The organism is Streptomyces sp. NRRL F-5630 (genome assembly GCF_000719475.1).
GTDB lineage: Bacteria > Actinomycetota > Actinomycetes > Streptomycetales > Streptomycetaceae > Streptomyces.
Genome location: NZ_JOGO01000003.1, coordinates 183,142 through 205,809, shown reverse-complemented (window position 1 = coordinate 205,809; position 22,668 = coordinate 183,142). Strand labels below are relative to the sequence as shown.

The 22,668-nt window shown below is 74.3% G+C and carries 18 protein-coding genes; 5 read left to right on the top strand and 13 right to left on the bottom strand.

Annotated features, from left to right (window positions below; translation table 11 throughout):
• Window positions 1-50 precede the first annotated feature (50 nt).
• The 10 genes from IF99_RS0102210 to rsmH form a co-directional block, all read right to left on the bottom strand.
• Window positions 51-848 carry a cell division protein FtsQ/DivIB gene (locus IF99_RS0102210; RefSeq protein ID WP_030994568.1) on the bottom strand — a complete coding sequence of 266 codons (798 nt, stop codon included), beginning with the start codon at window positions 846-848 and terminating at the stop codon, window positions 51-53.
• Window positions 849-890: 42 nt separating this feature from the next.
• Window positions 891-1,985, bottom strand: a complete 1,095-nt coding sequence (murG, locus tag IF99_RS0102205; RefSeq protein ID WP_030994567.1) for an undecaprenyldiphospho-muramoylpentapeptide beta-N-acetylglucosaminyltransferase — start codon at window positions 1,983-1,985, stop codon at window positions 891-893.
• Window positions 1,986-1,991: 6 nt separating this feature from the next.
• A complete protein-coding gene (gene ftsW / locus IF99_RS0102200; protein ID WP_030994566.1) occupies window positions 1,992-3,434 on the bottom strand; it encodes a putative lipid II flippase FtsW in 1,443 nt (480 codons plus the stop codon).
• A gap of 59 nt (window positions 3,435-3,493) precedes the next feature.
• Complete coding sequence (gene murD / locus IF99_RS0102195) at window positions 3,494-4,933, bottom strand: UDP-N-acetylmuramoyl-L-alanine--D-glutamate ligase (RefSeq protein WP_199806438.1); 1,440 nt, start codon at window positions 4,931-4,933, stop codon at window positions 3,494-3,496.
• A complete protein-coding gene (gene mraY / locus IF99_RS0102190) occupies window positions 4,915-5,985 on the bottom strand; it encodes a phospho-N-acetylmuramoyl-pentapeptide-transferase (protein ID WP_009064394.1) in 1,071 nt (356 codons plus the stop codon). Before mraY ends, murD begins: the two co-directional genes overlap by 19 nt.
• Window positions 5,982-7,403: a UDP-N-acetylmuramoyl-tripeptide--D-alanyl-D-alanine ligase gene (locus IF99_RS0102185; protein ID WP_030994564.1), complete on the bottom strand. Its 1,422-nt coding sequence runs from the start codon at window positions 7,401-7,403 to the stop codon at window positions 5,982-5,984. Before IF99_RS0102185 ends, mraY begins: the two co-directional genes overlap by 4 nt.
• Before the next feature lie 4 nt (window positions 7,404-7,407).
• A complete protein-coding gene (locus tag IF99_RS0102180; protein WP_078654953.1) occupies window positions 7,408-9,141 on the bottom strand; it encodes a UDP-N-acetylmuramoyl-L-alanyl-D-glutamate--2,6-diaminopimelate ligase in 1,734 nt (577 codons plus the stop codon).
• Between the two features lie 53 nt (window positions 9,142-9,194).
• The gene (locus IF99_RS0102175) at window positions 9,195-11,159 is read right to left on the bottom strand and encodes a peptidoglycan D,D-transpeptidase FtsI family protein (protein ID WP_030994562.1); all 1,965 of its coding nucleotides are present in this window, start codon (window positions 11,157-11,159) and stop codon (window positions 9,195-9,197) included.
• A gap of 4 nt (window positions 11,160-11,163) precedes the next feature.
• Complete coding sequence (locus IF99_RS0102170) at window positions 11,164-11,733, bottom strand: membrane protein (protein WP_030994561.1); 570 nt, start codon at window positions 11,731-11,733, stop codon at window positions 11,164-11,166.
• A 94-nt stretch (window positions 11,734-11,827) separates the two neighbouring features.
• Window positions 11,828-12,766: a 16S rRNA (cytosine(1402)-N(4))-methyltransferase RsmH gene (gene rsmH, locus IF99_RS0102165; protein ID WP_037826317.1), complete on the bottom strand. Its 939-nt coding sequence runs from the start codon at window positions 12,764-12,766 to the stop codon at window positions 11,828-11,830.
• A 556-nt stretch (window positions 12,767-13,322) separates the two neighbouring features.
• Between rsmH and IF99_RS0102160 the strand changes: the two genes are divergently transcribed.
• The 4 genes from IF99_RS0102160 to IF99_RS0102145 all read left to right on the top strand — a co-directional run bounded on the left by IF99_RS0102160 (window position 13,323) and on the right by IF99_RS0102145 (window position 19,276).
• A complete protein-coding gene (locus tag IF99_RS0102160; protein WP_030994559.1) occupies window positions 13,323-13,853 on the top strand; it encodes a beta-class carbonic anhydrase in 531 nt (176 codons plus the stop codon).
• 340 nt (window positions 13,854-14,193) lie between these two features.
• Complete coding sequence (locus IF99_RS0102155) at window positions 14,194-15,210, top strand: AAA family ATPase (RefSeq protein WP_030994558.1); 1,017 nt, start codon at window positions 14,194-14,196, stop codon at window positions 15,208-15,210.
• Between the two features lie 140 nt (window positions 15,211-15,350).
• The gene (locus IF99_RS0102150; RefSeq protein ID WP_030994557.1) at window positions 15,351-16,901 is read left to right on the top strand and encodes a DUF58 domain-containing protein; all 1,551 of its coding nucleotides are present in this window, start codon (window positions 15,351-15,353) and stop codon (window positions 16,899-16,901) included.
• Window positions 16,898-19,276, top strand: coding sequence for a transglutaminaseTgpA domain-containing protein (locus IF99_RS0102145; protein WP_030994556.1), 2,379 nt, complete (start codon window positions 16,898-16,900; stop codon window positions 19,274-19,276). The genes IF99_RS0102150 and IF99_RS0102145 overlap by 4 nt, the downstream gene beginning before the upstream one ends.
• Window positions 19,277-19,605: 329 nt before the next feature.
• Here IF99_RS0102145 and IF99_RS0102140 read toward each other — a convergent pair whose 3' ends face one another.
• From IF99_RS0102140 to IF99_RS34625, 3 genes are all read right to left on the bottom strand, one after another.
• On the bottom strand, window positions 19,606-20,022 hold the full coding sequence (locus IF99_RS0102140; protein ID WP_030994555.1) for a DUF3040 domain-containing protein: 417 nt from the start codon (window positions 20,020-20,022) through the stop codon (window positions 19,606-19,608).
• A gap of 253 nt (window positions 20,023-20,275) precedes the next feature.
• A complete protein-coding gene (locus IF99_RS0102135) occupies window positions 20,276-21,028 on the bottom strand; it encodes a methyltransferase (RefSeq protein WP_030994554.1) in 753 nt (250 codons plus the stop codon).
• A 166-nt stretch (window positions 21,029-21,194) separates the two neighbouring features.
• Window positions 21,195-21,734, bottom strand: coding sequence for an SAV_6107 family HEPN domain-containing protein (locus tag IF99_RS34625; RefSeq protein WP_324604353.1), 540 nt, complete (start codon window positions 21,732-21,734; stop codon window positions 21,195-21,197).
• Between the two features lie 174 nt (window positions 21,735-21,908).
• On the opposite strand from IF99_RS34625, the gene IF99_RS34620 reads away from it, so the two are divergent.
• Window positions 21,909-22,139: a hypothetical protein gene (locus tag IF99_RS34620; RefSeq protein ID WP_234340552.1), complete on the top strand. Its 231-nt coding sequence runs from the start codon at window positions 21,909-21,911 to the stop codon at window positions 22,137-22,139.
• Window positions 22,140-22,668 lie beyond the last annotated feature (529 nt).

The window sequence follows — 22,668 nt, the reverse complement described above, 5'->3', positions numbered from 1 at the left end:
GATTTTTCGGGCCAATTCAGGGTCAATCCCTCGCCAACTCACCGTCAACATCAGCGAACTGACGGGGCGACGGGGACGGAGACGTCGAAGTGCCTCGCCTTGGGCGCCGCTTTCATGAGGGCCGTCAGCGTGCGGGCCTTCGCCGCGCCTTTTTCACCACTCCCCCACGCCACCGTGCGCCCGTCCCGCAGCAGCAGGGTCACGTCGTCGTAGGAGCGAATCCGGATCGTTTCCAGGTCCTTGACCACGGGCGACGGTACGCGAGCCGCGACGGTGGCCGCCTCGCGCAGCAGTCGCGCGGTGCCGAAACGGTGCAACGAGGGCGATCCGGACGCGTCGAGATCGAGGCGCGGAATACCGCGCGGAGGAGTGCCCACCGTGGCGAAAAGCACGCCGTGCGCGTCCACTTCGTCGAATTTTCCGCCCTTTTCTCGCACAAGTACCGGTTTACGCTCCGTGATCGCGATGCGCAGTCCGTGCGGCCAGGAACGGTTGATTTCCACGGATTCGATCCGGGGAAGCCGGGCGCGCGCATTCGCTTCGAGCGCGTCGGTGTCCACGGAAATGAGCGGGCTTCCCTCGGGGGCCGCCGCCGCCCGTTCCACTTCGCGCCGGGTGAGCACCTCGGTCCCCGTGACGCCGACCTGTGTCAGCCTGAGCCACGGCGAGCCGTAGAGCAGGTAGAGCGCCCCGCCGAGGAGCAGCACGAGGCCCCCGGCGACGAGCCAGAACCGGAGTCCCGGCAGGCCGCGCGGGGGCGGGGGCGGGGCCGGGGACCGCTCGGCGTCAGGGGGCGCTTCGGCCCCGGTACGTCCTTCGCCGCCCTGGGCGGTCCTCGCTCCGGCCACGCTCCCTCAGCCTCCTCGTGATGCGGGGGCTTCCAGGGCCCCTCAGCGGTTCCTGCGTGCGGCGATCGCCTCGTACACCATGCCGACGAGCAGCTCGTCGGCGTCCCGGCGGCCGAACTCGGCGGCGGCGCGCGACATCTCGTAGAGCCGGTGCGGATCGGCGAGCACCGGAATGATCTGGGACTGCACCCACTCCGGCGTCAGGTCCGCGTCGTCCACGAGGAGTCCGCCCCCCGCCTTCACCACCGGCTGGGCGTTGAGCCGCTGTTCGCCGTTGCCGATGGGCAGCGGGACATAGGCGGCGGGCAGGCCCACGGCGGAGAGTTCGGCGACGGTCATCGCCCCCGCGCGGCACAGCATCATGTCGGCCGCGGCGTACGCGAGGTCCATCCGGTCCACGTACGGTACCGGGATGTACGGCGGCATTCCGGGCATGTTGTCGGCGCGTGGCAGCTCGTTCTTGGGACCGACCGCGTGCAGGACCTGGATGCCGGAGCGCTGGAGCAGGGGCACGACCCGCTGCACGACCTCGTTGAGGTGGCGGGCGCCCTGGGAGCCGCCGGAGACGAGGAGCGTCGGCAGGTTCTGGTCCAGCCCGAAGGCGGCGCGGGCCTCGGGGCGCACGCGGGCGCGGTCCAGGGTCGCGATGGTGCGGCGCAGCGGGATGCCGATGTAGCGGGCGTCGCGCAGCTTGCTGTCCGGGGTCGAGACGGCGACGCCGGAGGCGTAGCGCGAGCCGATCTTGTTGGCCAGCCCGGGGCGCGCGTTGGCCTCGTGCACGACGATCGGGGTGCCGGTGCGCTTCGCCGCGAGGTAGCCGGGCAGCGCCACGTAGCCGCCGAAGCCGATGACGCAGTCCGCCTTGGTGCGCTCGATGACCTGCTCGGCGGCCTTGATGGTGCCGCGCAGCCGTCCCGGCACGGTGATCAGCTCGGGGGTCGGCTTGCGCGGCAGCGGGACCGCGGGGATGAGGGCGAGTTCATAGCCGCGCTCGGGTACGAGCCGGGTCTCCAGGCCGCGTTCCGTGCCGAGAGCCGTGATCCCCACGGTGGGGTCCTGCCTGCGCAGGGCGTCCGCGAGGGCGAGCGCCGGCTCGATGTGGCCGGCGGTCCCCCCGCCGGCGAGTACGACATGCACCGAAATTCACCGCTCTCCGGACGGACGCGCCCCGGGGGCGCGCCGTCTCATCGTGTTCCATCTCACCGCGAACCGCTTGCGGCCGAAGCCGGGCCCCCGCAGGGCGAGGGCCGCTCGCGCAGCGGGCTCGTCGCGCGCGAAGGCGATGAGGAGCCCGATGGCGAACATGGTCGGCAGCAGCGAGGAGCCCCCGTAGGAGAACAGCGGCAGCGGCACTCCGGCGATCGGCAGCAGACCGAGCACCGCACCGAGGTTGATCACGGCCTGTGCCGTGATCCAGGTGATGACCGCTCCCGCGGCGTACCTCACGAAGGGGTCCTCCGTGCGTCCGGCCACGCGGATACCCGCATAGCCTAGAGCCGTGAAGAGGGCGATCACCGACAGCGTCCCCGCCAGGCCCAGTTCCTCGCCGAGCACGGCGAAGATGAAGTCCGTGTGGGCTTCGGGGAGTTCACCCCATTTCTCCACACTCGCGCCGAGCCCCGAACCGAAGAAGCCGCCGGAGGCGAGGGCGTAGAGGCCGTGCACGCCTTGCTGGCACTTGTCGTTGAAGGCGTGGGCGTCGGTGGAGCCGAGGCAGGCGAAGCGGGCGAGGCGGTTGTCGCTCGTCTTGACGAGGATCACACCGAGCAGCCCGACGAAGCCGAGCACGCCGGCGAACATCCGCGTGGGCGCGCCCGCGAGCCACAGGAGCCCGAAGAGGATCGCGGTGAGGATCATCGCGGTGCCCATGTCCGAGCCGAGCATGATGAGCCCGAGCAGCAGGAAGGTCACGGGCACGAGCGGCACCAGCATGTGCTTCCACTGGTTCAGCAGCCGCTTCTCGCTCTTGCGCGCGAGCAGGTCGGCGCCCCACAGGACGAGCGCGAGCTTGCCGAACTCGGAGGGCTGGACCTGGAAGAAACCGAGGTTGATCCAGTTCCTGTTGCCGTTCACGGAGACGCCGATGAGCGGCACGGCGGCCATCGTGATGATGGCCACGACGAGCAGCGGGTACGAGAGCGCGCGGTGCAGCTTGACCGGCATCCGTGCCGCGGCGACGAGGAGCAGGCCGCCGAGGAGGGCGGCGCCGAGTTGCTTGCGGAAGAAGAAGGAGCCGCCGAGCCCGTAGTTGAGGGCCGTGATGACGGAGGCCGAGTAGACCATGACGAGGCCCAGCACGATGATCAGCAGGCTCGCGCCGAGGATCACGTAGTAGGCGGTCAGCGGCCGGTCCCAGGCCCGCATGAGCCGGGCGGGGAGCCCGCGCAGCGGATTGCCGCGCGGGCCCCTCGGGGCGCGGGGCGTACGCGACGCGCCGCCCCCCGCTCCGCTCCCCGTGCCGCGCGGGCGCCCGGCGAAGGTCCTGCCGCGCAGCGGGAGGCCCGTACGGGGCGCCCTCGGGCTGCGGCTGCGGTGCACGCGGGCGGAGCTGTACCGCCCGCCCTCGGCCGTACGCTCAGCGGCCATCGTCGCTGTCCCCTCCAGTCGTCCTGGCGCGGACCGGCCCGGCGGCGGGCCGGTCCGGTTCAGTCGCCTTCGGCAGCGGTGGCGCGTGCGCGGACCGCCTCGGCGAAGAGATCGCCGCGCACGTTGTAGTTGGTGAACATGTCCATCGAGGCGCACGCCGGGGCGAGCAGGACCGTGTCGCCGCTCTCGGCGAGTCCGGCCGCCTCGCGCACCGCTTCGGACATCGCCCCAGTGTCGGCCCGGTCGAGGTCGACCACGGGTACGTTCGGGGCGTGTCGCGCGAGGGCTTCGCGGATCAGCGCGCGGTCGCGGCCCATGAGGACGACGGCCCGCAGGCGTTTCGCGGCACCTCGCACCAGTTCGTCGAAGGACGCGCCTTTCGCGAGTCCTCCGGCGATCCAGACGATCGGTTCGTACGCGGCGAGCGAGGCTTCGGCGGCGTGCGTGTTGGTCGCCTTCGAGTCGTCGACGTAGGCGACGCCCCCGATCGTCGCGACGTGCTCGATGCGGTGCGGGTCGGGCCGGAAGGCGCGCAGGCCGTCCCGCACCGCCGTGGCCGGGACGCCGAAGGCGCGGGCGAGCGCGGCGGCGGCGAGGGCGTTGGCGATGTTGTGCGGGGCCGGCGGGTCCACGTCGGCGACCTCGGCGAGTTCCTGGGCCTGCTGGCCCCGGTCGGGCACGAAGGCGCGGTCGACGAGGAGTCCCTCGACGACGCCGAGTTCGGAGGGGCGGGGGGTGCCGAGCGTGAAGCCGACGGCCCGGCAGCCCTCCTCCACGTCGGCGGCGCGCACGAGTTCCTCGGTGGCCGGGTCGGCGCTGTTGTAGACGCAGGCGACCGTGTTGCCCTCGTAGACGCGGCCCTTGTCGGCGGCGTACGCGGCCATGGAGCCGTGCCAGTCGAGGTGGTCGGGCGCGAGGTTGAGCACGGCCGCGGAGTGCGGCCGTACCGAGGGCGCCCAGTGCAGCTGGTAGCTCGACAGCTCGACCGCGAGGACGTCGTACGGTTCCTCGGCGAGGACCGCGTCGAGGAGCGAGACGCCGATGTTGCCGACGGCCGCGGTGCGGTGGCCCGCCGCCTCCAGGATCGCGGCGAGCATCCGTACCGTCGTCGTCTTGCCGTTGGTGCCGGTGACGGCGAGCCAGGGCGCGGCGCCCGGGCCGCGCAGGCGCCAGGCGAGTTCGACGTCGCCCCAGACCGGGACCCCGGCCGCCTCGGCGGCGGCGAAGAGCGGCTTGTCCGGCTGCCAGCCGGGCGCGGTGACGACGAGTTCGGTGCCCTCGGGGAGGGTGGCCCCGTCGCCGAGGCGGACGGTGACGCCGAGGGCGCGCAGTTCCTCGGCCTGGGCGCGGGCGCGCTCGTCGTCGGCGTCGGTGACGGCGGTGACGAGCGCGCCGCGCGCGTGGAGGACGCGCGCGGCCGGCATCCCCGAGACGCCGAGCCCGGCGACGGTGACGCGGGTGCCCGCGAAGTCCGGTGCGGTCACTTGTCGGCCGCCCATCCCGCGTAGAAGAGGCCCAGGCCGACGATGACGCACATGCCCTGGATGATCCAGAAGCGGACCACGACGAGGACTTCCGACCAGCCCTTGAGTTCGAAGTGGTGCTGGAGCGGTGCCATGCGGAAGACGCGCCTGCGGGTCAGTTTGAAGGAGCCGACCTGGATGACGACGGAGAGCGTGATGAGCACGAACAGGCCGCCCAGGAGGGCGATGAGCAGTTCGGTGCGCGAGCAGATCGCGAGACCCGCGAGGGCGCCGCCGAGGGCGAGCGAGCCGGTGTCGCCCATGAAGATCTTGGCGGGCGAGGTGTTCCACCACAGGAAGCCGAAGCAGGCGCCCATGAGGGCGGAGGCGACGACGGCGAGGTCGAGCGGGTCGCGTACCTCGAAGCAGGCGGCCGGGTTGGTGAGCGTGGCCGCGTTGGCGCAGGACTCCTGGAACTGCCAGACACCGATGAAGGTGTAGGCGCCGAAGACCATGACGGAGGCGCCGGTGGCGAGGCCGTCCAGACCGTCCGTCAGGTTCACGCCGTTGGACATGGCCAGGATCATGAAGAGCGCCCAGACCACGAAGAGCACCGGGCCGATGGTCCAGCCGAAGTCGGTGACGAAGGAGAGCTTCGTGGACGCCGGGGTGTTGCCGCGCTGGTCGGCGAATTGCAGGGCGAGCACGGCGAAGGCGATGCCGACGATGAGCTGTCCGGCCATCTTCGCCTTGGCGCGCAGGCCGAGCGAGCGCTGTTTGACGATCTTGATGTAGTCGTCGAGGAAGCCGACGAGGCCCATGCCCGTCATCAGGAACAGCACCAGGAGCCCGGAGAAGCTGGTCGGGCTGCCGGTGATGAGCTTGGTGAGGAAGTACGCGATGAGCGTGGCGAGGATGAAGGCGATGCCACCCATGGTCGGCGTGCCGCGCTTGCTGTGGTGCTCGCGCGGCCCGTCGTCACGGATGAACTGGCCGTAGCCCTTGCGGGCGAGCAGCTTGATGAGCAACGGGGTGCCGATGAGGGTCAGGAAGAGACCGATCGCTCCCGCGAAGAGGATTTGCTTCATCGCGCGGCGGCCTCGCCCTCACCGGCGCCTTCCAGGAGGGCCTGGGCGACTTTCTCCAGGCCCGCCGCCCGGGACGCCTTCACCAGGACGACGTCCCCCGGTCGCAGTTCCCCGCGTAGCAGGTCGATCGCCGCCTGTGTGTCGGACACGTGCACCGACTCCTCACCCCACGAACCCTCGTTGTATGCGCCCATTCGCAGCCAGGCCGCCTCCTGGCCCCCGACCGCGACGAGCTTGCTCACGTTGAGCCGGACGGCCAGCCGTCCGACGGCGTCGTGGGCGGCGAGCGATTCGTCCCCGAGTTCCGCCATCATCCCGAGCACCGCCCAGGTCCGGCCGCCCTTGTCCCGGGCTGCCGAGCCCATCGCGACGAGCGCGCGCAGTGCGGCTCGTACGGAATCGGGGCTCGCGTTGTAGGCGTCGTTGACGATCGTCACGCCGTCCGGGCGCTCGGTGACCTCCATCCGCCAGCGGGAGAGGGAGCGTGCCTCGCTGAGACCAAGGGCGATCTCTTCGGCGGGCATGCCCAGCTCATGGGCGACGGCTGCGGCGGCGAGCGCGTTCGACACGTGGTGCTCACCGTACAGGCGCAAGGTCACTTCGCCGCACCCGGTGGGTGTGCGCAGCAGGAAGCGGGGGCGTCCGGTGTCCGTAAGCGTGACGTTCTCGGCCCGGACTTCCGCATCGTCCGCTTCGCCGAAGAGGAGGACCCGTGCCCGGGTACGGGGTGCCATGCCGCGTACGAGCGGATCGTCCGCGTTGAGCACGGCGAGTCCGGACGCGGGCAGGGCCTCGACCATCTCGCCCTTGGCCTCGGCGATCTTCTCCTTGCCGCCGAACTCGCCGATGTGGGCGGAGCCGACGTTGAGGACGATGCCGATGGAGGGCGGGGTGAGGCTCGTGAGGTAGCGGATGTGGCCGACGCCGCGGGCGCCCATCTCCAGGACGAGGTGGCGGGTCTCCTCGGTGACGCGCAGCGCGGTCAGCGGGAGCCCGATCTCGTTGTTGAGGTTGCCCGGTGGCCACACGGTGGGGCCGCGGCGGCTCAGGAGCTGGGCGATGAGGTCCTTGGTGGACGTCTTGCCCGCCGAGCCGGTCATGGCGATCACGGCGGTGCCGAGGCGCTCCACGACGGAGCGGGCGAGGGCGCCGAGGGCCGTCGTGACGTCGTCCACGACGATCGCGGGCACACCGACGGGCCGGGTCGCGAGGACGGCGACGGCGCCCGCCTCGACGGCTCCCGCGGCGTAGTCGTGCCCGTCGACGCGTTCGCCGGCGAAGGCGACGAAGAGGCCGCCGTCCTCGACGGCCCGGGAGTCGGTGACGACGGGACCGGTGACGCGAAGCTCCGGGTCCGGTATGTCGCGGGTCCGCCCGCCGACGATGTCAGCGATCTCGGCGAGAGAGAGGGCGATCACAGGTTCATCCCACGCTTTTCTGCTGCGCGGCCGGGGCGGCCGCGGCTTTGCGGATGGCTTCCTTGAGGACCTCGCGGTCGTCGAAGGGACGGACGACCCCGTTGACGTCCTGGCCCTGTTCGTGACCCTTGCCCGCGATGAGCACGGTGTCCCCGGGCTCGGCGCGGGCGACGACGGCGGCGATGGCCGCCGCCCGGTCGGCGTCCACGAGGACGTCCCCGCGCTCGTGCACGGGCACCTCGGCGGCACCGGCGAGCATCGTGGCGAGGATCGCGAGCGGGTCCTCGGAGCGCGGGTTGTCGGAGGTGAGTACGGCGGTGTCGGCGAGGCGCGCGGCGGCGGCGCCCATCGGGCCGCGCTTGGTGGTGTCGCGGTCGCCGCCGCAGCCGAGCACGACGTGCACGCGGCCCTCGGTGACGCGGCGCAGCGAGCGGAGCACCGATTCGACGGCGTCGGTCTTGTGCGCGTAGTCGACGACGGCGAGGTAGGGCTGTCCCTCGTCGACGCGCTCCAGGCGCCCGGGGACCCCGGGGACGGCCCCGATGCCCTCGGCGGCGACGCGGGGGTCCGTCCCGGCCTCGGCGAGGGCCGCGACGGCGGCGAGGGTGTTGGCGACGTTGAAGGCGCCGGGCAGCGGGGCGCGGGCCGGGTAGCGGGAGCCGTCGGGGCCGACGACGGTGAACGTCGAGTCGGTGGGGCCGATCTCGACGTCCTCGGCGCGCCAGTCGGCGTCGGGGTGGCCCTCGGCGGAGAAGGTGACGATCGGCACCTCGGCCTCGGTGATGAGCCTGCGGCCGTACTCGTCGTCGTAGTTGACGACGCCTCTGCGGCTGCGCGCCCGGGTGAAGAGCTGGGCCTTGGCCTGGAAGTAGTCCTCCATGCCGGAGTGGAACTCCATGTGCTCCGGGCTCAGGTTGTTGAAGACGGCGACGTCGTGGACGACGCCGTCGACCCGGCCGAGCACGAGGGCGTGGCTGGAGACCTCCATGGCGACGGCGTCGACGCCGCGTTCGCGCATGACGGCGAAGAGGGCCTGGAGGTCGGTGGCCTCGGGCGTGGTGCGCTCGGACCTGAGGCGCTCGTCGCCGATGCGGGTCTCGACGGTGCCGATGAGCCCGGTGGCGTGCCCGGCGGCGCGCAGGCCGCCCTCCATGAGGTACGCGGTGGTGGTCTTCCCCGAGGTCCCGGTGATGCCGATCTGGAGGAGGTCGTCGCCCGGGTTGCCGTAGATGCGCGCCGCGAGGGCCCCCATGCGGCCGCGCGGGTCGCCGACCACGAGGACGGGGAGTCCGGCGGCGAGGACGCGCTCGGCTCCCGCCGGGTCGGTGAGCGCGGCGACGGCGCCGAGGGAGGCGGCCTGCGCGGCGAAGTCTGCGCCGTGGAAGCGGGCGCCCGGCAGGGCGGCGTAGATGTCGCCGGGCCGCACGGCGCGGGAGTCGTGGGTGATGCCGGTGACATCGGCGGGGGCGGGGCCGTGGCCGCCGCGCGGCTCGACCCCCAGTTCTTCGGCGAGGTCGTCGAGCGGGGTGGCCGCGGTCTTGGCGGGGCGCGGGGGGCCGGGGTACGTCACGGGACCGTTCTCCCGGGGGGTGTGGGGCTGATCGGGGCGTGGCACGGCGGTGAGCGTACCGGGCGGGATGGGCTCGCCGCGAAATGAGGGGCTGTGGGCGCGGGCTGGCGCGCCGTCGGTTCCCGGGGGCCGGCGAGGGTTCCCCGGATCGGGGGTGATCGTTGTCACGGGCGGTTCCTGGTGGGTCTCCGGGGAGTGCGCGGGGTACGGCGCTCGGCCGGTCAGGGCTCGAAGGTGGTCGGGAGCCGTGCGGGGGCGGCGCCGGTGGGCGGGACCTGGAGGGTCTTCAGCGCGAACTCCATGACGCTCTTGTAGATGGGGCCGCAGATCTGGCCGCCGAAGTAGCCGCCCTTCGTCGGGTTCTGGATGGCGCAGTAGACGGTCACGCGGGGCTTGTCGGCGGGCGCGAAGCCTGCGAAGGAGGCGGTGTAGCCGCGGTAGAGCCCGGTCTTCGGGTCCACCCGGTTGGCCGTCCCGGTCTTGCCCGCGACGCGGTAGCCGGGGATGCGCGCGGAGGTGCCGGTCCCCTCCTTGTCGTCGACGACGGACTCCAGCATGGCCGCGAGCGTCTTGGCCGTCTTGTCGCTCACGACGCGGTTCTTCTTCGCCGGGTCCGTGGGGGCCCAGCGGCCGTCCGGGCCCCTGGTCGCCCTGACGAGGGTGGGCGCGGTGCGGACGCCGCCGTTGGCGATCGTGGAGTAGACGGAGGCGGCCTGCACCGCGTTGATCGACAGGCCCTGGCCGAAGGGAATCGTGTACTGCTGCGAGGTGTTCCACTTGTCCGGCGGCGCGAGGATGCCGGAGGTCTCGCCGGGGAAGCCCAGCCCGGTGGGGCTGCCGATGCCGAATTTGTGCAGGTAGGAGTAGAGGACGCGGTTCGCCTGCTCCTGCGTCCTGCCGAGCTGTCCGGTGGCGAGGATGGTGCCGATGTTGGAGGACTTGGCGAGCACCCCGTTGAGGGTGAGGTACCAGGTGCCGTGGGCGACGTCGTCGTGGAAGACGCGGTCGCCGCGGCGCAGTTCGCCCGGCACGGTGACGTGGGTGCCCGGGGTCGCCTTGTTCTCCTCCAGGACGGCGGCCATGGACATGATCTTGCTGGTGGAGCCGGGTTCGTAGGCGTCCTGGAGGGCGGGGTTGCCGAGCGCGTCCATGTCGGCGTGGCTCAGGTCGTTGGGGTCGAAGCCGGGCGCGTTGGCGAGCGCGAGGATCTCGCCGGTGCGGGTGTCCTGCACGACGACGTAGCCCCGGTCGGCCTCGGACTTCTTCACCTGTTCGGTGATCGCCTGCTGCGCGGCCCACTGGATGTCGCGGTTGAGGGTGAGCTGGACGTCCGTGCCGGCCACGGCCGGGTGCTCGCTGCCGCCCGCCGTGGGGACCTGGCGGCCCCCGGCCTGCGCGTAGCGCACCTCGCCCGGGGTGCCCGCGAGCGAGGTCTCGTACTGCGCCTCCAGGCCGCCCGCGCCCTTGCCCTCGGAGTTGACCCAGCCCAGTATCCCGGCGGCGAGGTCCCCGTTGGGGTAGACGCGTTTGCTCGTCGGCTCCTGGAAGATCCCGGCGAGGATGCTGGGCCTGTCCTTCGTGGCCCTCTCCTGGAAGGCGTTCTTGAGGTCCTTGATCTGCGTCCAGACCTGCGGGGTCTGCCGGGTCGCGAGGAGCGCGTAGCGGCCCGTGCCGCGCAACTGGGCGGCCACCTTGTCCTCGTCCTTGCCGAGGATCGGCGCGAGAAGGGCCGCGGCCTGCTCGGGGGCGTCCTTCACGTGGGTCTGCTCGCGGCCGAACATGGAGGGGTCGGCGGTGATGTCGTAGGCGTCGACGCTCGTGGCGAGTTCGACCCCGTTGCGGTCGGTCACGGCGCCGCGCTCGGGGGCGATCTCGCGGACGACGACGCGGTTCTTCTGCGCGGCCGTCGTGAAGGAGTCCGCGTCGACGGCCTGGATCTGGAGCAGCCGCACCACGAAGACCGCCATGATCAGCGTGATCGTGAACCCGACGAGCCGGAGCCTCGGGCGCGGCGAGCCGAGCCGGATCGTGCGCGGACCCTGGAGCCTGGGCCCCGGCCCGGAGGGGCTGCGGCGCGGCCGGGCGCCGGGCCCCGGGCGGGGTCCCGGCCGCGCCCCGGCGCGCGGGCGCTCGGCGGGCCTGGCGGGGCCGGGCACCCTGCGGCGGGGCGGTTCCCTGTCGGTCACGGCGTCACCTTCCGGGGGTGGGGTCCGGGCTCGCGTACGGGGTGGGGGTGGGGCTCGGGGAAGTGCTGGAGCCGGGGCTCGTGCCGGGGCTCGTGCTCGGGCTCGGGGAGGCGCTGGAGGCGGGGCTCGGGCTCGTGCTCGGGGAGGGCGTCGGTGGGGGGCTCGGCTCGGGTGCGGGCTGTGCCGCCGGGCTCGGCCGTACGAGCGAGACGCGGGGCGCCGCCGAGGCCCGGCCCCGTACCGTCCCGTCCGGCGCGAGGAACGCCGGGTCGCCGCCGGGCACCATGCCGAGTTCGGCGGCGCGGCGGGCGAGCGCGTCGGGCGCGGAGTAGGCGTCCACGTCCCGCTGGAGTTCCTGTTGCTCGTCGGTGAGGTCGGTGGACTGCTTCTTGAGCCGGCTCACCTGGAAGGAGCCCTCGTTGAGCGAGGAGTTGAGCACCAGGAGGGTGATGAGCCCCCCGGCGAGCAGGACGACGACGAGCAGCACGAAGGGCGTGCGCGCCGCCCGGTTCGTGCCGCGCTCGGGCAGCAGCCGGGCGAGCGCGGCGGCCCGGCCGCGCAGGACACCGTTCACGACTCCTCCGGGGGGTGACACGCGTGGGCACGACTGCCGGTTCCGCCGCGGGGGCGGCCGGTTCCGGGACGGGTACGGGGCGGCCTGCGTCCGCTCACACGGCCCCCTCGCGGATGCGCTCGGCCCCGCGCAGGCGGGCGGGCGCGGCACGGCGGTTGGCGGCGACCTCCTCCTCGGCGGGCAGTTCGGCGCCGCGCGTGAGGAGCTTGAGGCGGGGCTGGTAGCGCTCGGGGACGACGGGGAGGCCGGGCGGCGCGGTGCTCGTGGCCCCGGTGGACAGGACCTGCTTGACGAGCCGGTCCTCCAGGGAGTGGTAGGCGAGGACGGCGATCCGGCCGCCGACGGCGAGGCTGTTCACGGCCGCGGGGATCGCGCGTTCCAGGACCGGCAGTTCGCCGTTGACCTCGATGCGCAGGGCCTGGAAGGTGCGCTTCGCCGGGTTCCCGCCGGTGCGCTTGGCGGCCTGCGGCAGCGCCTCGCGGATCAGCTCGACGAGGCGCGCGCTGCGGGCGAAGGGCTCCTTCTCGCGCTCGCGCACGACGGCGGCGACGATGCGGCGGGCCTGCTTCTCCTCCCCGTAGGTGCGGAGGATGCGGACGAGCTCCCCGGGCGGGTAGGTGTTGAGCACCTCCGCGGCGCTGATGCCCGCCGTCTGGTCCATGCGCATGTCGAGCGGGGCGTCCTGCGCGTAGGCGAATCCGCGGTCGGCCTCGTCGAGCTGCATCGAGGAGACGCCGAGGTCGAAGAGGACGCCCTGGACGCGCGGGAGGCCGAGCCGGTCGAGCACGTCGGGCAGCTCGTCGTAGACGGCGTGGGCCAGCGTCACGCGCTCGCCGAAGGGGGCCAGGCGCTCGCCCGCGAGGCGCAGTGCCTCCTTGTCGCGGTCGAGCGCGACGAGACGGGCGGCGGGGAAGGTGCTGAGGAGGGCCTCGCTGTGGCCGCCGAGACCGAGGGTGCAGTCGACGACGACCGCGCCCGGTTCGGCGAGGGCGGGACCGAGGAGGTCGAGGCAGCGGCGCAGCATGACGGGCACATGCCGCCCCTCGGCCGTCCCCGCGGCCGGTGCGGGCGGGTGCTGCGCTGTGCCCTCGGGTGCTGTGCCGTCGGGTGCTGTGCCCTCGGGCGTCTGGTCCGTGTGCAATGTCCTGCCCGTCACCCTCGTCGAAAGGCGCCTCGCGCCCTGGTACCGCGCCCTGAATTCCCGCCCCGGTCCCGTCGCGCCCCCGGCGTTCCCACGGCGCGGCGGGGACGCGCGGCCTGGTCCCCGCCCGCTCGGAAGGGGAGTGACCCGCCGGCGCCTCGCGGCACCGGCCGGCCGGAACGGGAGGGGGCCGGGTCGTACGTATCCGCCGCGGACCGTGGAGAAGCGGCCCCGGGACGCGGGGCCGCGGCGAACACGGGACCGCGACAGTCTCCAGCGGGGTGTCCGGGGTCCCGCTTCGCGTCACTTTAGTCCACCGTGTCGCCCGGTCAATCAACGACCCTGCGCGTCGCGGAGCCCGTGAAACCGGGGGTCGCGCGCCATGATCACGTGTGGCCGGGTACGCGCGCGGTGAGGCCCGCCGCCGCGGTTCGGTACCGTCTGAGGCATGACTTCCGCCCCCTTCACCCCCAGCACCTCGGTCACCGACCGGCTCGTCGCCGCGAACGAGGCGTACGCGAAGACGTTCACCGACCCCGGTATGGACGCGCGGCCCGTGCAGAAGGTCGCCGTCGTCGCGTGCATGGACGCGCGCCTGGACCTGCACGCGGCGCTCGGCCTGGAGCTCGGCGACTGCCACACGATCCGCAACGCGGGCGGCGTGGTGACCGACGACGTGATCCGCTCCCTGACCATCAGCCAGCGCGCCCTGGGCACCCGCAGCGTCGTCCTCATCCACCACACCAACTGCGGCCTCGAAACCCTGACGGAGGACTTCCGCCAGGACCTGGAGCGCGAGGTCGGCCAGCGCCCCTCGTGGGCGGTCGAGGCGTTCACGAACGCGGAGCAGGACGTGCGGCAGTCGATGCAGCGGGTGCGCACCTCGCCGTTCCTCGTCGAGACGAACGACGTGCGCGGCTTCGTCTTCGACGTGCACACGGGCCTGCTGCACGAGGTCGACCCGGCCCCGGCCGCCTGAGCGGGGCTCGTCCCCGCGGCCGCGCGCGGCGTCCGGGCCCGCACTCCGGTTCCGGTGGCCGCCGCGGCGGCGTGCCGGCCGAATCCGTCGTGGCGACCAAGGGCGGGGCGCTCCTCGCGCACAAGACGGCGGACAAAAGCCACAAGCGGTGACAAGCGGTGGGCCGTTGCCTGCGGGCGAGTGACACGAACCGATAACGGCAACAAGAATGCGGGGGAAGGCCCGCGCGGAGTGGTCCGCGCGGAGTCCAGGACATGTCGGGTACCGGCTCGCCGCGAGCCGGGCGCAGCCCGGTGGGACGGGGTGGCCCCGCTCGGGGCCGTGGGCCGAGGAGGGCCGGGTGACGACCTTTGACGAGCGCGCCGACGCGACGCGGGGCGACCTGAGGGACCTGAGCGAGACGGCGGGCCGGGTGCGGAGCGCCGTCGAGACGGTCATCGAGGGCAAACCGGATGTCGTCCGGCTCGCTCTGACCGTGCTGCTCGCGGAGGGGCACCTGCTCGTCGAGGACGTGCCGGGGGTCGGCAAGACGATGCTCGCGCGGGCGCTGGGGCGTTCCGTGGACGCCTCCGTGCGCCGTATCCAGTTCACGCCGGACCTGCTGCCCTCGGACATCACCGGTGTCTCCGTCTACGACCAGGTCTCCGGCACCTTCGACTTCAAGCCCGGCGCCGTCTTCGCGCAGATCGTGATCGGCGACGAGATCAACCGGGCCTCGCCGAAGACGCAGTCGGCGCTCCTGGAGGCGATGGAGGAGGGGCAGGTCACGCTCGACGGCGAGACCTTCCCGCTGCCGCGCCCCTTCATGGTCGTCGCGACGCAGAACCCGGTCGAGATGGAGGGCACCTACCCCCTCCCGGAGGCGCAGCGGGACCGCTTCATGGCGCGCGTCTCGATGGGCTACCCCTCCGCCGAGGCCGAGTTGAGGATGCTCGGCTCGCACGGCGCGGCCTCGCCGCTCGACGCGCTCGCCCCTGTCGCGCACGTCGACGAGATCGCCAAGCTCGTCGAGGCGGTGCGCGGCGTGCACATCGCGGAGGACATCGAGCGGTACGCCGTGGCGCTCACGCAGGCGACCCGGGTCCACCCCGAGCTGCGGCTCGGCGCCTCCCCGCGGGCCACGCTCCACCTCGTCCGGGCCGCCCGCGCCTCGGCCGCGCTCGCCGGGCGCGACTTCGTGCTCCCCGACGACGTGCAGGCGCTCGCGGTGCCGGTGCTCGCGCACCGCCTGCTCCCGACGACGCAGGCCCAGCTCGGGCGGCGCAGCGCCGAGGCGATCGTCGTCGAACTGCTCCAGCGGACCCCGATCCCGGACAGCGGCGCCCGCGGGGGCCGCCCCGCGAGCGGCGGCCGGTGAAGGGCCGGGGGGCCGGGCGGGGCACGGCGGTAGGGGGTTCCGAGGCGGAGCCCGTACGCGGGCCCGGCGGCCTCGTACCCCCGCGGCGGCCCGGGAGCCCCGTGCCCCCGGGCGGGCACACCGCCCCTCCGGGCGGGTACCTGGCGCTCGCGCCGGCCGCCGAGGACCACGAGGAGGGCCCGGCGCGCGGTCCGCTGCGGACCGCGTTCGCGGGGCTGACCACGCGCGGCCGGTCCTTCCTCGCCGCCGGGGTCGCCGCCGGGATCTGCGCGTACGTCCTCGGGCAGGGCGAGCTGCTCCGGGTCGGCGTGCTGCTCGCGGTGCTCCCGCTCCTCGCCGCCGCCGTCCTCTTCCGCACCCGCCACCGCGTCACGGGCAGCCGCGGGCTCAGCCCGCTGCGCGTGCAGGCGGGCGAGGAGGCCCGCGTGCACCTGCGCGTCGAGAACGTCTCGCGGCTCACGACGGGACTGCTCATGCTCCAGGACCGGGTGCCCTACCAGCTCGGGCCGCGCCCGCGCTTCGTCCTCGACCGCGTCGAGGCGGCCGGGCGCCGCGAGGTCTCCTACCGGGTGCGCTCCGACATGCGGGGCCGCTTCCCGCTCGGCCCCCTGCAACTGCGGCTCAGCGACCCCTTCGGGATGTGCGAGCTGAGCCGTTCCTTCAGCGCGCGCGACGTCCTCACCGTGCTCCCGGCCGTCGTCCCGCTGCCCCCGGCGGGGCTCGGCGGGCAGGCACCCGGCGCGGGCGGCGGGCGGCAGCGGGCGCTCTCGTTCACCGGCGAGGACGACGTCATCCCGCGCGGCTACCGGCACGGCGACGACCTGCGCCGGGTGCACTGGCGCTCGACGGCCCGGTACGGGGAGCTGATGGTGCGGCGCGAGGAGCAGCCGCGCAGGTCGCGCTGCACGGTGCTGCTCGACACGCGGCGCACGGCCTACGCGGGCGGCGGCCCGGACAGCGCCTTCGAGTGGGCCGTCTCGGGGACCGCCTCGGTCCTCACGCATCTCCTGGAACGCGAGATGGACGTACGCCTGGTCACCGACGAGGGCGCGCTCGACGCGGTCCCGGGCAGCGACGGCTTCGCGACCGCGCGCCACGAGGCCGCCGAGGCCGCGGGCGCCCTCCTCGACATCCTCGCCGTCCTCGGCCACTCGGCGGGCACGGGCCTCGCGGCGGCCCACGACGTCCTGCACGCCGGTACGGAGGGGCTGCTCATCGCCTTCCTCGGCGCGCTCGACGCCGAGCAGACCGCGCTGCTCGCGCGGGCGCGCGGCCGGGGCGCGAGCGCGATCGCCTTCCTCCTCGACGGCTCCGAGTGGGGCCTGCCCGAGGACCCCGAGGCAACGGAACCCGGGCCCGAGCAGTGCGCGCGGACCCTGCGCGAAGCCGGCTGGACGGTGCTGCGCGTCCCGCGCGGCGCCGCGCTCGACGAGCTGTGGCGGCAGGCCGGAGCGCTCCACGCGGGGCACGCGCCGGACGGCGGACCGGGGAGCGCGGGCGCGTACGGAGGGGGCGGCGCGTACGGGGGCGGGGGCGCCCCGGACGCGTACGGACAGGGTGGCGTCCCGAGCGCGTACCTGCCGCCTTCCGCTCCCCCCGGGCCTCGCGCGCCCTCGCCGTACGAACGGATCGAGCGCGTCGCGCCGAGGGACGGTGCCGGGCGGCCGGACGACAGGAAGCGGGAGTCATGAGCGGGCGGGGTCGGGTCACCTTCGCGGCGGCGCTGGCGACGGCCCTCTCCGCCGCGGCGCTGCTGCCGCTCGTGGAGAGCGGGACGTGGTTCGCGCTGTGCCTCCTGCTGCTCGCGCTCATGGCGGGCGCGGGGGCGCTCGCGCGGCAGGCGCAGTTGCCGCGCCCGCTCGTGGTCGCGGTCCAGGCCCTCGTGGGGCTGCTCCTGCTGACCCTCGTCTTCGCGCGCCCCCAGGCCCTGGCGGGTTTCCTCCCGGGGCCGGAGGCGATGCGGCACTTCGGGCAGCTCTTCGAGGCGGGGCAGCACGACGTGCGCGGCTACACGATCCCCGCTCCGCTCACCGACGGCATCACGTTCCTGCTGATCGGCGGGGTCCTCGTGGTGGGCCTGCTCGTCGACACGCTCGCGGTGACGTTCCGCGCGGCCTCGGCCGCCGGGCTGCCGCTCCTCGCGCTCTACTCGGTCGCGACCGGGATCGCCGAGGAGGGCGCGGACTGGCTCCTCTTCCTCCTCGCGGCGGGCGGTTATCTGCTCCTGCTCCTCGCCGAGAGCCGCGACCGGGTCGCCCGCTGGGGCCGGGTCTTCGGGGTGCGCGCCGCGGACGGGCGCGGGAAGCCGCCCAAGCTGTCCCCGGTGCGCAACGGCCGCAGGATCGGTGTCCTCGCGCTCGGTGTCGCGCTCGTCGTGCCGCTCGCGCTGCCCGCGCTCGACGGCGGACTCCTCGACGGCGCGGGCGGCGGCCGGGGCGGCGGGGGCGGCACGATCTCGGCGGTGAATCCGCTCGTCTCGCTCCAGGACGCCCTCAACCAGCCCGACGACCGCGAGGTGCTGCGCTACCGCACCGACGCGGCGAACATCTCCGACCTCTACCTGCGGATCGTCTCGCTCGACAAGTTCGACGGCACCTCCTGGTCACCGTCCGAGCGCCGCATCACCGAGATCCCCGACCAGCTCCCCCAGCCCACCGGGCTCTCCCCCGACGTCGCCACGGGCACCGTCACGACCTCCGTGCGGGTCGCGGGCGACTACGCGCAGGACTGGCTGCCACTTCCCTACCCGGCCAGTTCCGTCGACGTCGACGGGCGCTGGCGGTACGAGCCGGAGGGGCGCACCCTCGTCGGCGAGCGCGGCCAGACGACGCGGAACGCCTCGTACCGCGTCGAGAGCCTGGACGTGCGTCCCACGGCCCGTCAGCTCGCCCGCGCCCGGCCGGCGCCCGAGGACATCCGCCGCGCGTACACCGCCGTTCCGGGCAACCTGCCCGCCGTCGTCGAGGAGACCGCGCGCAAGGTGACGAAGGGCGCCGCCAACGACTACGAGCGCGCGGTGCGGCTCCAGGACTGGTTCGCCTACGACGGCGGCTTCACGTACGACACCCGGGTCGGCGCGGGCAGCGGCCCGCAGGCGATCGCCCGGTTCCTGAAGCAGAAGGAGGGCTTCTGCGTCCACTTCTCCTTCTCGATGGCGGCGATGGCCCGCACCCTCGGCATCCCGGCACGCGTCGCGGTCGGCTTCACGCCCGGCACGCAGAGCGGGGGCGAGGACACGATGTCGGTGGGCCTGCGGGACGCGCACGCGTGGCCCGAGCTGTACTTCCAGGGCGTGGGCTGGACGCGCTTCGAGCCGACCCCGAGCCGGGGCACGACCCCGGAGTACACGCAGCCCGAGACGCCCGAGGGCGATGCGGCGAGCACGGCGCCCGAGCAGCCCGAGACGAGCGAGTCGGCCGCGCCGTCCACGTCGGCCTCGACGGACGCCACGTGCCCGGCGGCCGACCGGCGGCTGGGCGAATGCGGCGGGCCGAGCCCGCAGGCGGTCGGGGCGCGTGGTGACGACGGTCCGCCCACCGGCCCCCTGCTCGGCGCGGGTCTCCTCGTGCTCGTGATCCTCGCGGTGCCGCTCCTGCCGGTGCTGTGGCGGCGCAGGCTGCGCGCGCGGCGGCTCGGCGGGGGCCCCGGACGCGACGCGACCGCGCTCGGGGCGCGGGTGCGGGCGGCGTGGGACGAGGTGCTCGACACCGCCTGGGACCTCGGCATCCCGCCGGACGAGGCGCTCAGTCCGCGCGCGGCGGCGGCGCGGCTGGTGCGCGCGGGTCACCTCGACGAGGAGTCCGCCGCCGCCCTGGGCCGCCTCGTCGACGCCCTGGAACACGTGCGCTACGCCCCGGCGGCGACCCCTCCGCCGGTCGCCGCCGACGTCCGCACGGTGCTCGCGGGGCTGCGCGCCGGCTCGGGCCGTGCCGACCGGCTCCGGGCCCTCTTCACGCCCCGCTCGTCGGCGGGCCGCCTGGGCCGCGCCCTCACGGCCCGGAGCGCCGCGGCGCGGCGGCGGCTCACGGGGTGGGCACGGGTGCGGAGAACCCGCGAGGCGGGCTGAGGCATCACCCGCGCGCACGCGGGTACGCGGAGGGCCCGGACCTCACGTGAGGTCCGGGCCCTTCGTCGAAACGGGAGTACGCCCCTGCCCTGCCTCCCCTTCAAAACCCCCGCCCCTTCGGGACCCGCGTACGCGGACGGGGCGGGCCCCCAATGGAGGTCCGCCCCGTCCGGAGCATGCGGTGCCGAGCGGTGTCGGCCGAGCCCGAGAAAGCGGGCGTCGGTGCCGGGAGGTCCGTGGCGCGCGGGGCGCGCGGCACGAGTGACCGGCACGTCGGGGGCTCGGCACCGGCCTGGGCGCTCCGGTCGCGGAACCGACGCGGTGAGGAGCTACTGGCCGGATTCGTCGCGGCGCCGTTGCCAGCGCTGCTCGATGCGGTCCATCATTCCGCGCTTCGGGCGGGCGGTGCGGCCCCGGGGGGCCATCGCCTCGCCGCCGGGCGCGGGAGCCTGCTGCTCGCCGGGCTTCGGAGCTTTGCGCCAGCCGGTGATCGCGAGCACCGCGCAGACGAGCATCACGAGGAAGCCGATGACACCGAAGACGACGCTGCTCACACCGCCCTGGCCGACTCCACCGACGAGGAGCGCGATGCCGACCAGGAAGCCCACGACCGACAGGTACACCCGGCGTCGGGTGTACGTGCGCAGCTTGCTTCCCTCAAGCGCTGTCGCGAATTTGGGATCTTCGGCGTACAGCGCTCGCTCCATCTGCTCGAGCATTCGCTGCTCGTGCTCTGAGAGCGGCACGGGAGTCCTCCTCATCGTGCAGTCGCCGGAGCGACCGGGGGTCCCCTTCAGGATAGGCAGGGAATCGCCCCCGTGAAACCCGCCCCTCTGCGCCAATTCACCGGACGCGACCGGCCGGACACCGGGGGTCCGCCGGTACACCGGTTGACACCAGCATTCCCGCGAACCCCGACGCCATGCCGGGCGGCCCTCTCCGATCATACGGCGCGTGTGCCGAGGACGGCGGGTCGAGGAGAGCCGATCCCCCGGCGGCTCAGTCGCGGGCCGCGCTCTTGCGGCCGAGCACGTGCAACTGGGTGGCCACCGCATGGAACTCGGGGCGGGCCGCGGCGGCGGCTTCGAGGCGCAGGAGGGCGTCGAGCGCGCCGGGTTCGGTGTCGACGAGGACGCCCGGCACGAGGTCCGAGAAGACCCGTACGCCGTGCACGGCGCCGGCCTCGACCCCGGCGTCCGCGACGAGCGCGGTGAGCTGCCCGGCGGTGAAGCGGTGCGGTACGGGGTCGGCGGCGCCCCAGCGCCCGTCGGGGTCGTCGAGGGCCTCGCGGGCCTCCGAGAAGTGCCCGGCGAGTGCGCGCGCGAGGACGGCGCCGCCGAGCCCGGCGGCGAGGAGGCTCAGCGTGCCGCCGGGGCGCAGCGCGGCGACGACGTTGCCGAGCCCGGCGGCGGGCTGGTCGAGGTATTCGAGGACGCCGTGGCACAGCACGGCGTCGAAGCTCTCGCGCCCGACGACGTCGAAGAGCCCGTGGACGTCGCCCTGCACGCCGTGCACGAGATCGGCGACCCCGGCCTCGGCGGCACGGCGTTCCAGCGCGAAGAGGGCGTTGGGGCTGGGGTCCACGACGGTGACCCGGTGGCCGAGCCGGGCGACGGGGACGGCGAAGTTCCCGGTGCCCCCACCGGTGTCGAGCACGTCCAGGGTCTGCCCCGCACCGTCGATGGCGTCCTTCAGGACGTCCCAGACGACGGCGGTACGAAGGGCGGCGCGGGGGCGCATCGGGTCGGACACGGTGCTCCTGCGGAGGGGTGGGCGGAGTGGTGGGGCCACCTTATTCCCTGGTGAGCCCTTCCCGCGGGGTGGGCCTCACGGGGGTGGGCCTCCCGGCGGACGCGGAGCGGCAGGGGTGGAGGGGGTCCGTGTTCCGGGGTCGGGCGGGGTTCCGGAGGCGAGCGGGTCAGGGCGTCTTGTGCGGTTCGGGGAGGTCCAGGAGGGCGGTGGCCCTGAGCGTGAAGTCCTCCGCCGCGCGGAGGAGCTCGTCGGCCTGGCTCGTGCTCGCCGGGTCGTGGAGGCCCGCCTCTGCACGGGCGCGGTGCGCGGCGCTCGCGGTGAAGAGGAGAGTCCACGGGGCGAGGTCCGGGACCGCCTCGGCGAGTGTCTCCCAAGCGCTGCGGATGCCCCGTCGGCCCCGGGGCCGCGTGCCCGGCGGCGGCCCGTGGACCGCGAGCACAGCCGAAGCGGCCCGCAGGGCGGCCCGATGCGCGGCGGCGTACCGCTCCGCGCCGGTCTCGACGTGCGCCAGGGCCAGCTCCTCCCGCGCGCGGTCGAGCAGATCCCGCGCGGCGGGCGGCGCCCCGGCCTTCCGCAGCACCGGGTGCACGTCCTCGCCGGGAGTCGCGGGCCGCCCGTCGTCACCGGGCGGCGCGGGCTGCCGGGGGATGACGACGGGGGGCTGGTGCACGGCGGGAGGCCGGCCTGCGGCGGAAGACTGGCTCACGGCGGGAGGCTCGTCGGGGAGGGGCGGCGTCGCGCCGCCGGAGGCGGGACGGCCTCCGGCTTCTTCCCGCACCGCGCCTTCTCCACGGCTCGGGACCTCACCACGGCTCACCGGCTCACGAGGGGTCCCCCGCTCACGACGGGTCCCGGAATCGCCCCCGCCCGCCCCTTCGCCGTGACCCCCTGCCTCACCACGGGCCCCCGACTCATCACGTACCCCAGGCTCACCACGCCCCGCCACCTCACCACGGCGGGCGGCCTCACCACGGCGGGCGGCCTCACCACGCCCCGCCGTCCCACCACGCTCCTCGCGCTTCTCGCCGACGCCAGTCCTCGTAGGCTCCGCAGACGCGTCCTCGCGCACCGCCGTGCCCTGCCGCGCCGCCCCGCTCCCCGCCTCCCGTGACGTCCTCCCCGGTCCCTTCGTCCCCTCCCCCGCCGCCCGCGTCGCCGCCGACCCGTCCCGCTCGCCGGGGCGCGGGGCCTTCGCGGCCGGGCCGCGCGGGCCCGGGCGGACGGCCTGCCCCGGGGCGAGCGGGAAGGCGAGCTGGCGGGCGACACGGCGGGGCGTGCGGGAGGCCGCGGCGACCGCGGGCACCTGGACGGGCACCGGGAGCCGCAACTGCTCGGGCGGCTCACGACGCGCCGGCGCGCTCCGCGCGCCTCGGGCCGCCCTCCCCTCCGCGCGGGCGCCGCTCTCCGGTCGAGGGGTTGCGGCGTCACCGCTGGGCGTGTGGGCCATGGCGTACCTCCTCCGTCCTGGAGCGCGCTCCGCTCCCTGTCACCGTGACCGCGTGTGCCCCCATCCTCGCTTCCCGCACTGACAATCGCTCCTGAGCTGGACATTCACCCCGATCGGGGGACGCCCCGCGCCGAGGTGCATACTGGAGGCGCGTTTTTGCACTGACTGGTCAGATCAAAGACCGAGCGAAGGG

Bases quoted from the DNA above. Each gene is read 5' to 3' on its own strand.
- ftsW (WP_030994566.1), bottom strand. From the start codon at position 3,434: ATGGCCGCTGAGCGTACGGCCGAGGGCGGGCGGTACAGCTCCGCCCGC.
- murD (WP_199806438.1), bottom strand. From the start codon at position 4,933: ATGGGCGGCCGACAAGTGACCGCACCGGACTTCGCGGGCACCCGCGTC.
- mraY (WP_009064394.1), bottom strand. From the start codon at position 5,985: ATGAAGCAAATCCTCTTCGCGGGAGCGATCGGTCTCTTCCTGACCCTC.
- IF99_RS0102160 (WP_030994559.1), top strand. From the start codon at position 13,323: ATGACTTCCGCCCCCTTCACCCCCAGCACCTCGGTCACCGACCGGCTC.
- IF99_RS0102145 (WP_030994556.1), top strand. From the start codon at position 16,898: ATGAGCGGGCGGGGTCGGGTCACCTTCGCGGCGGCGCTGGCGACGGCC.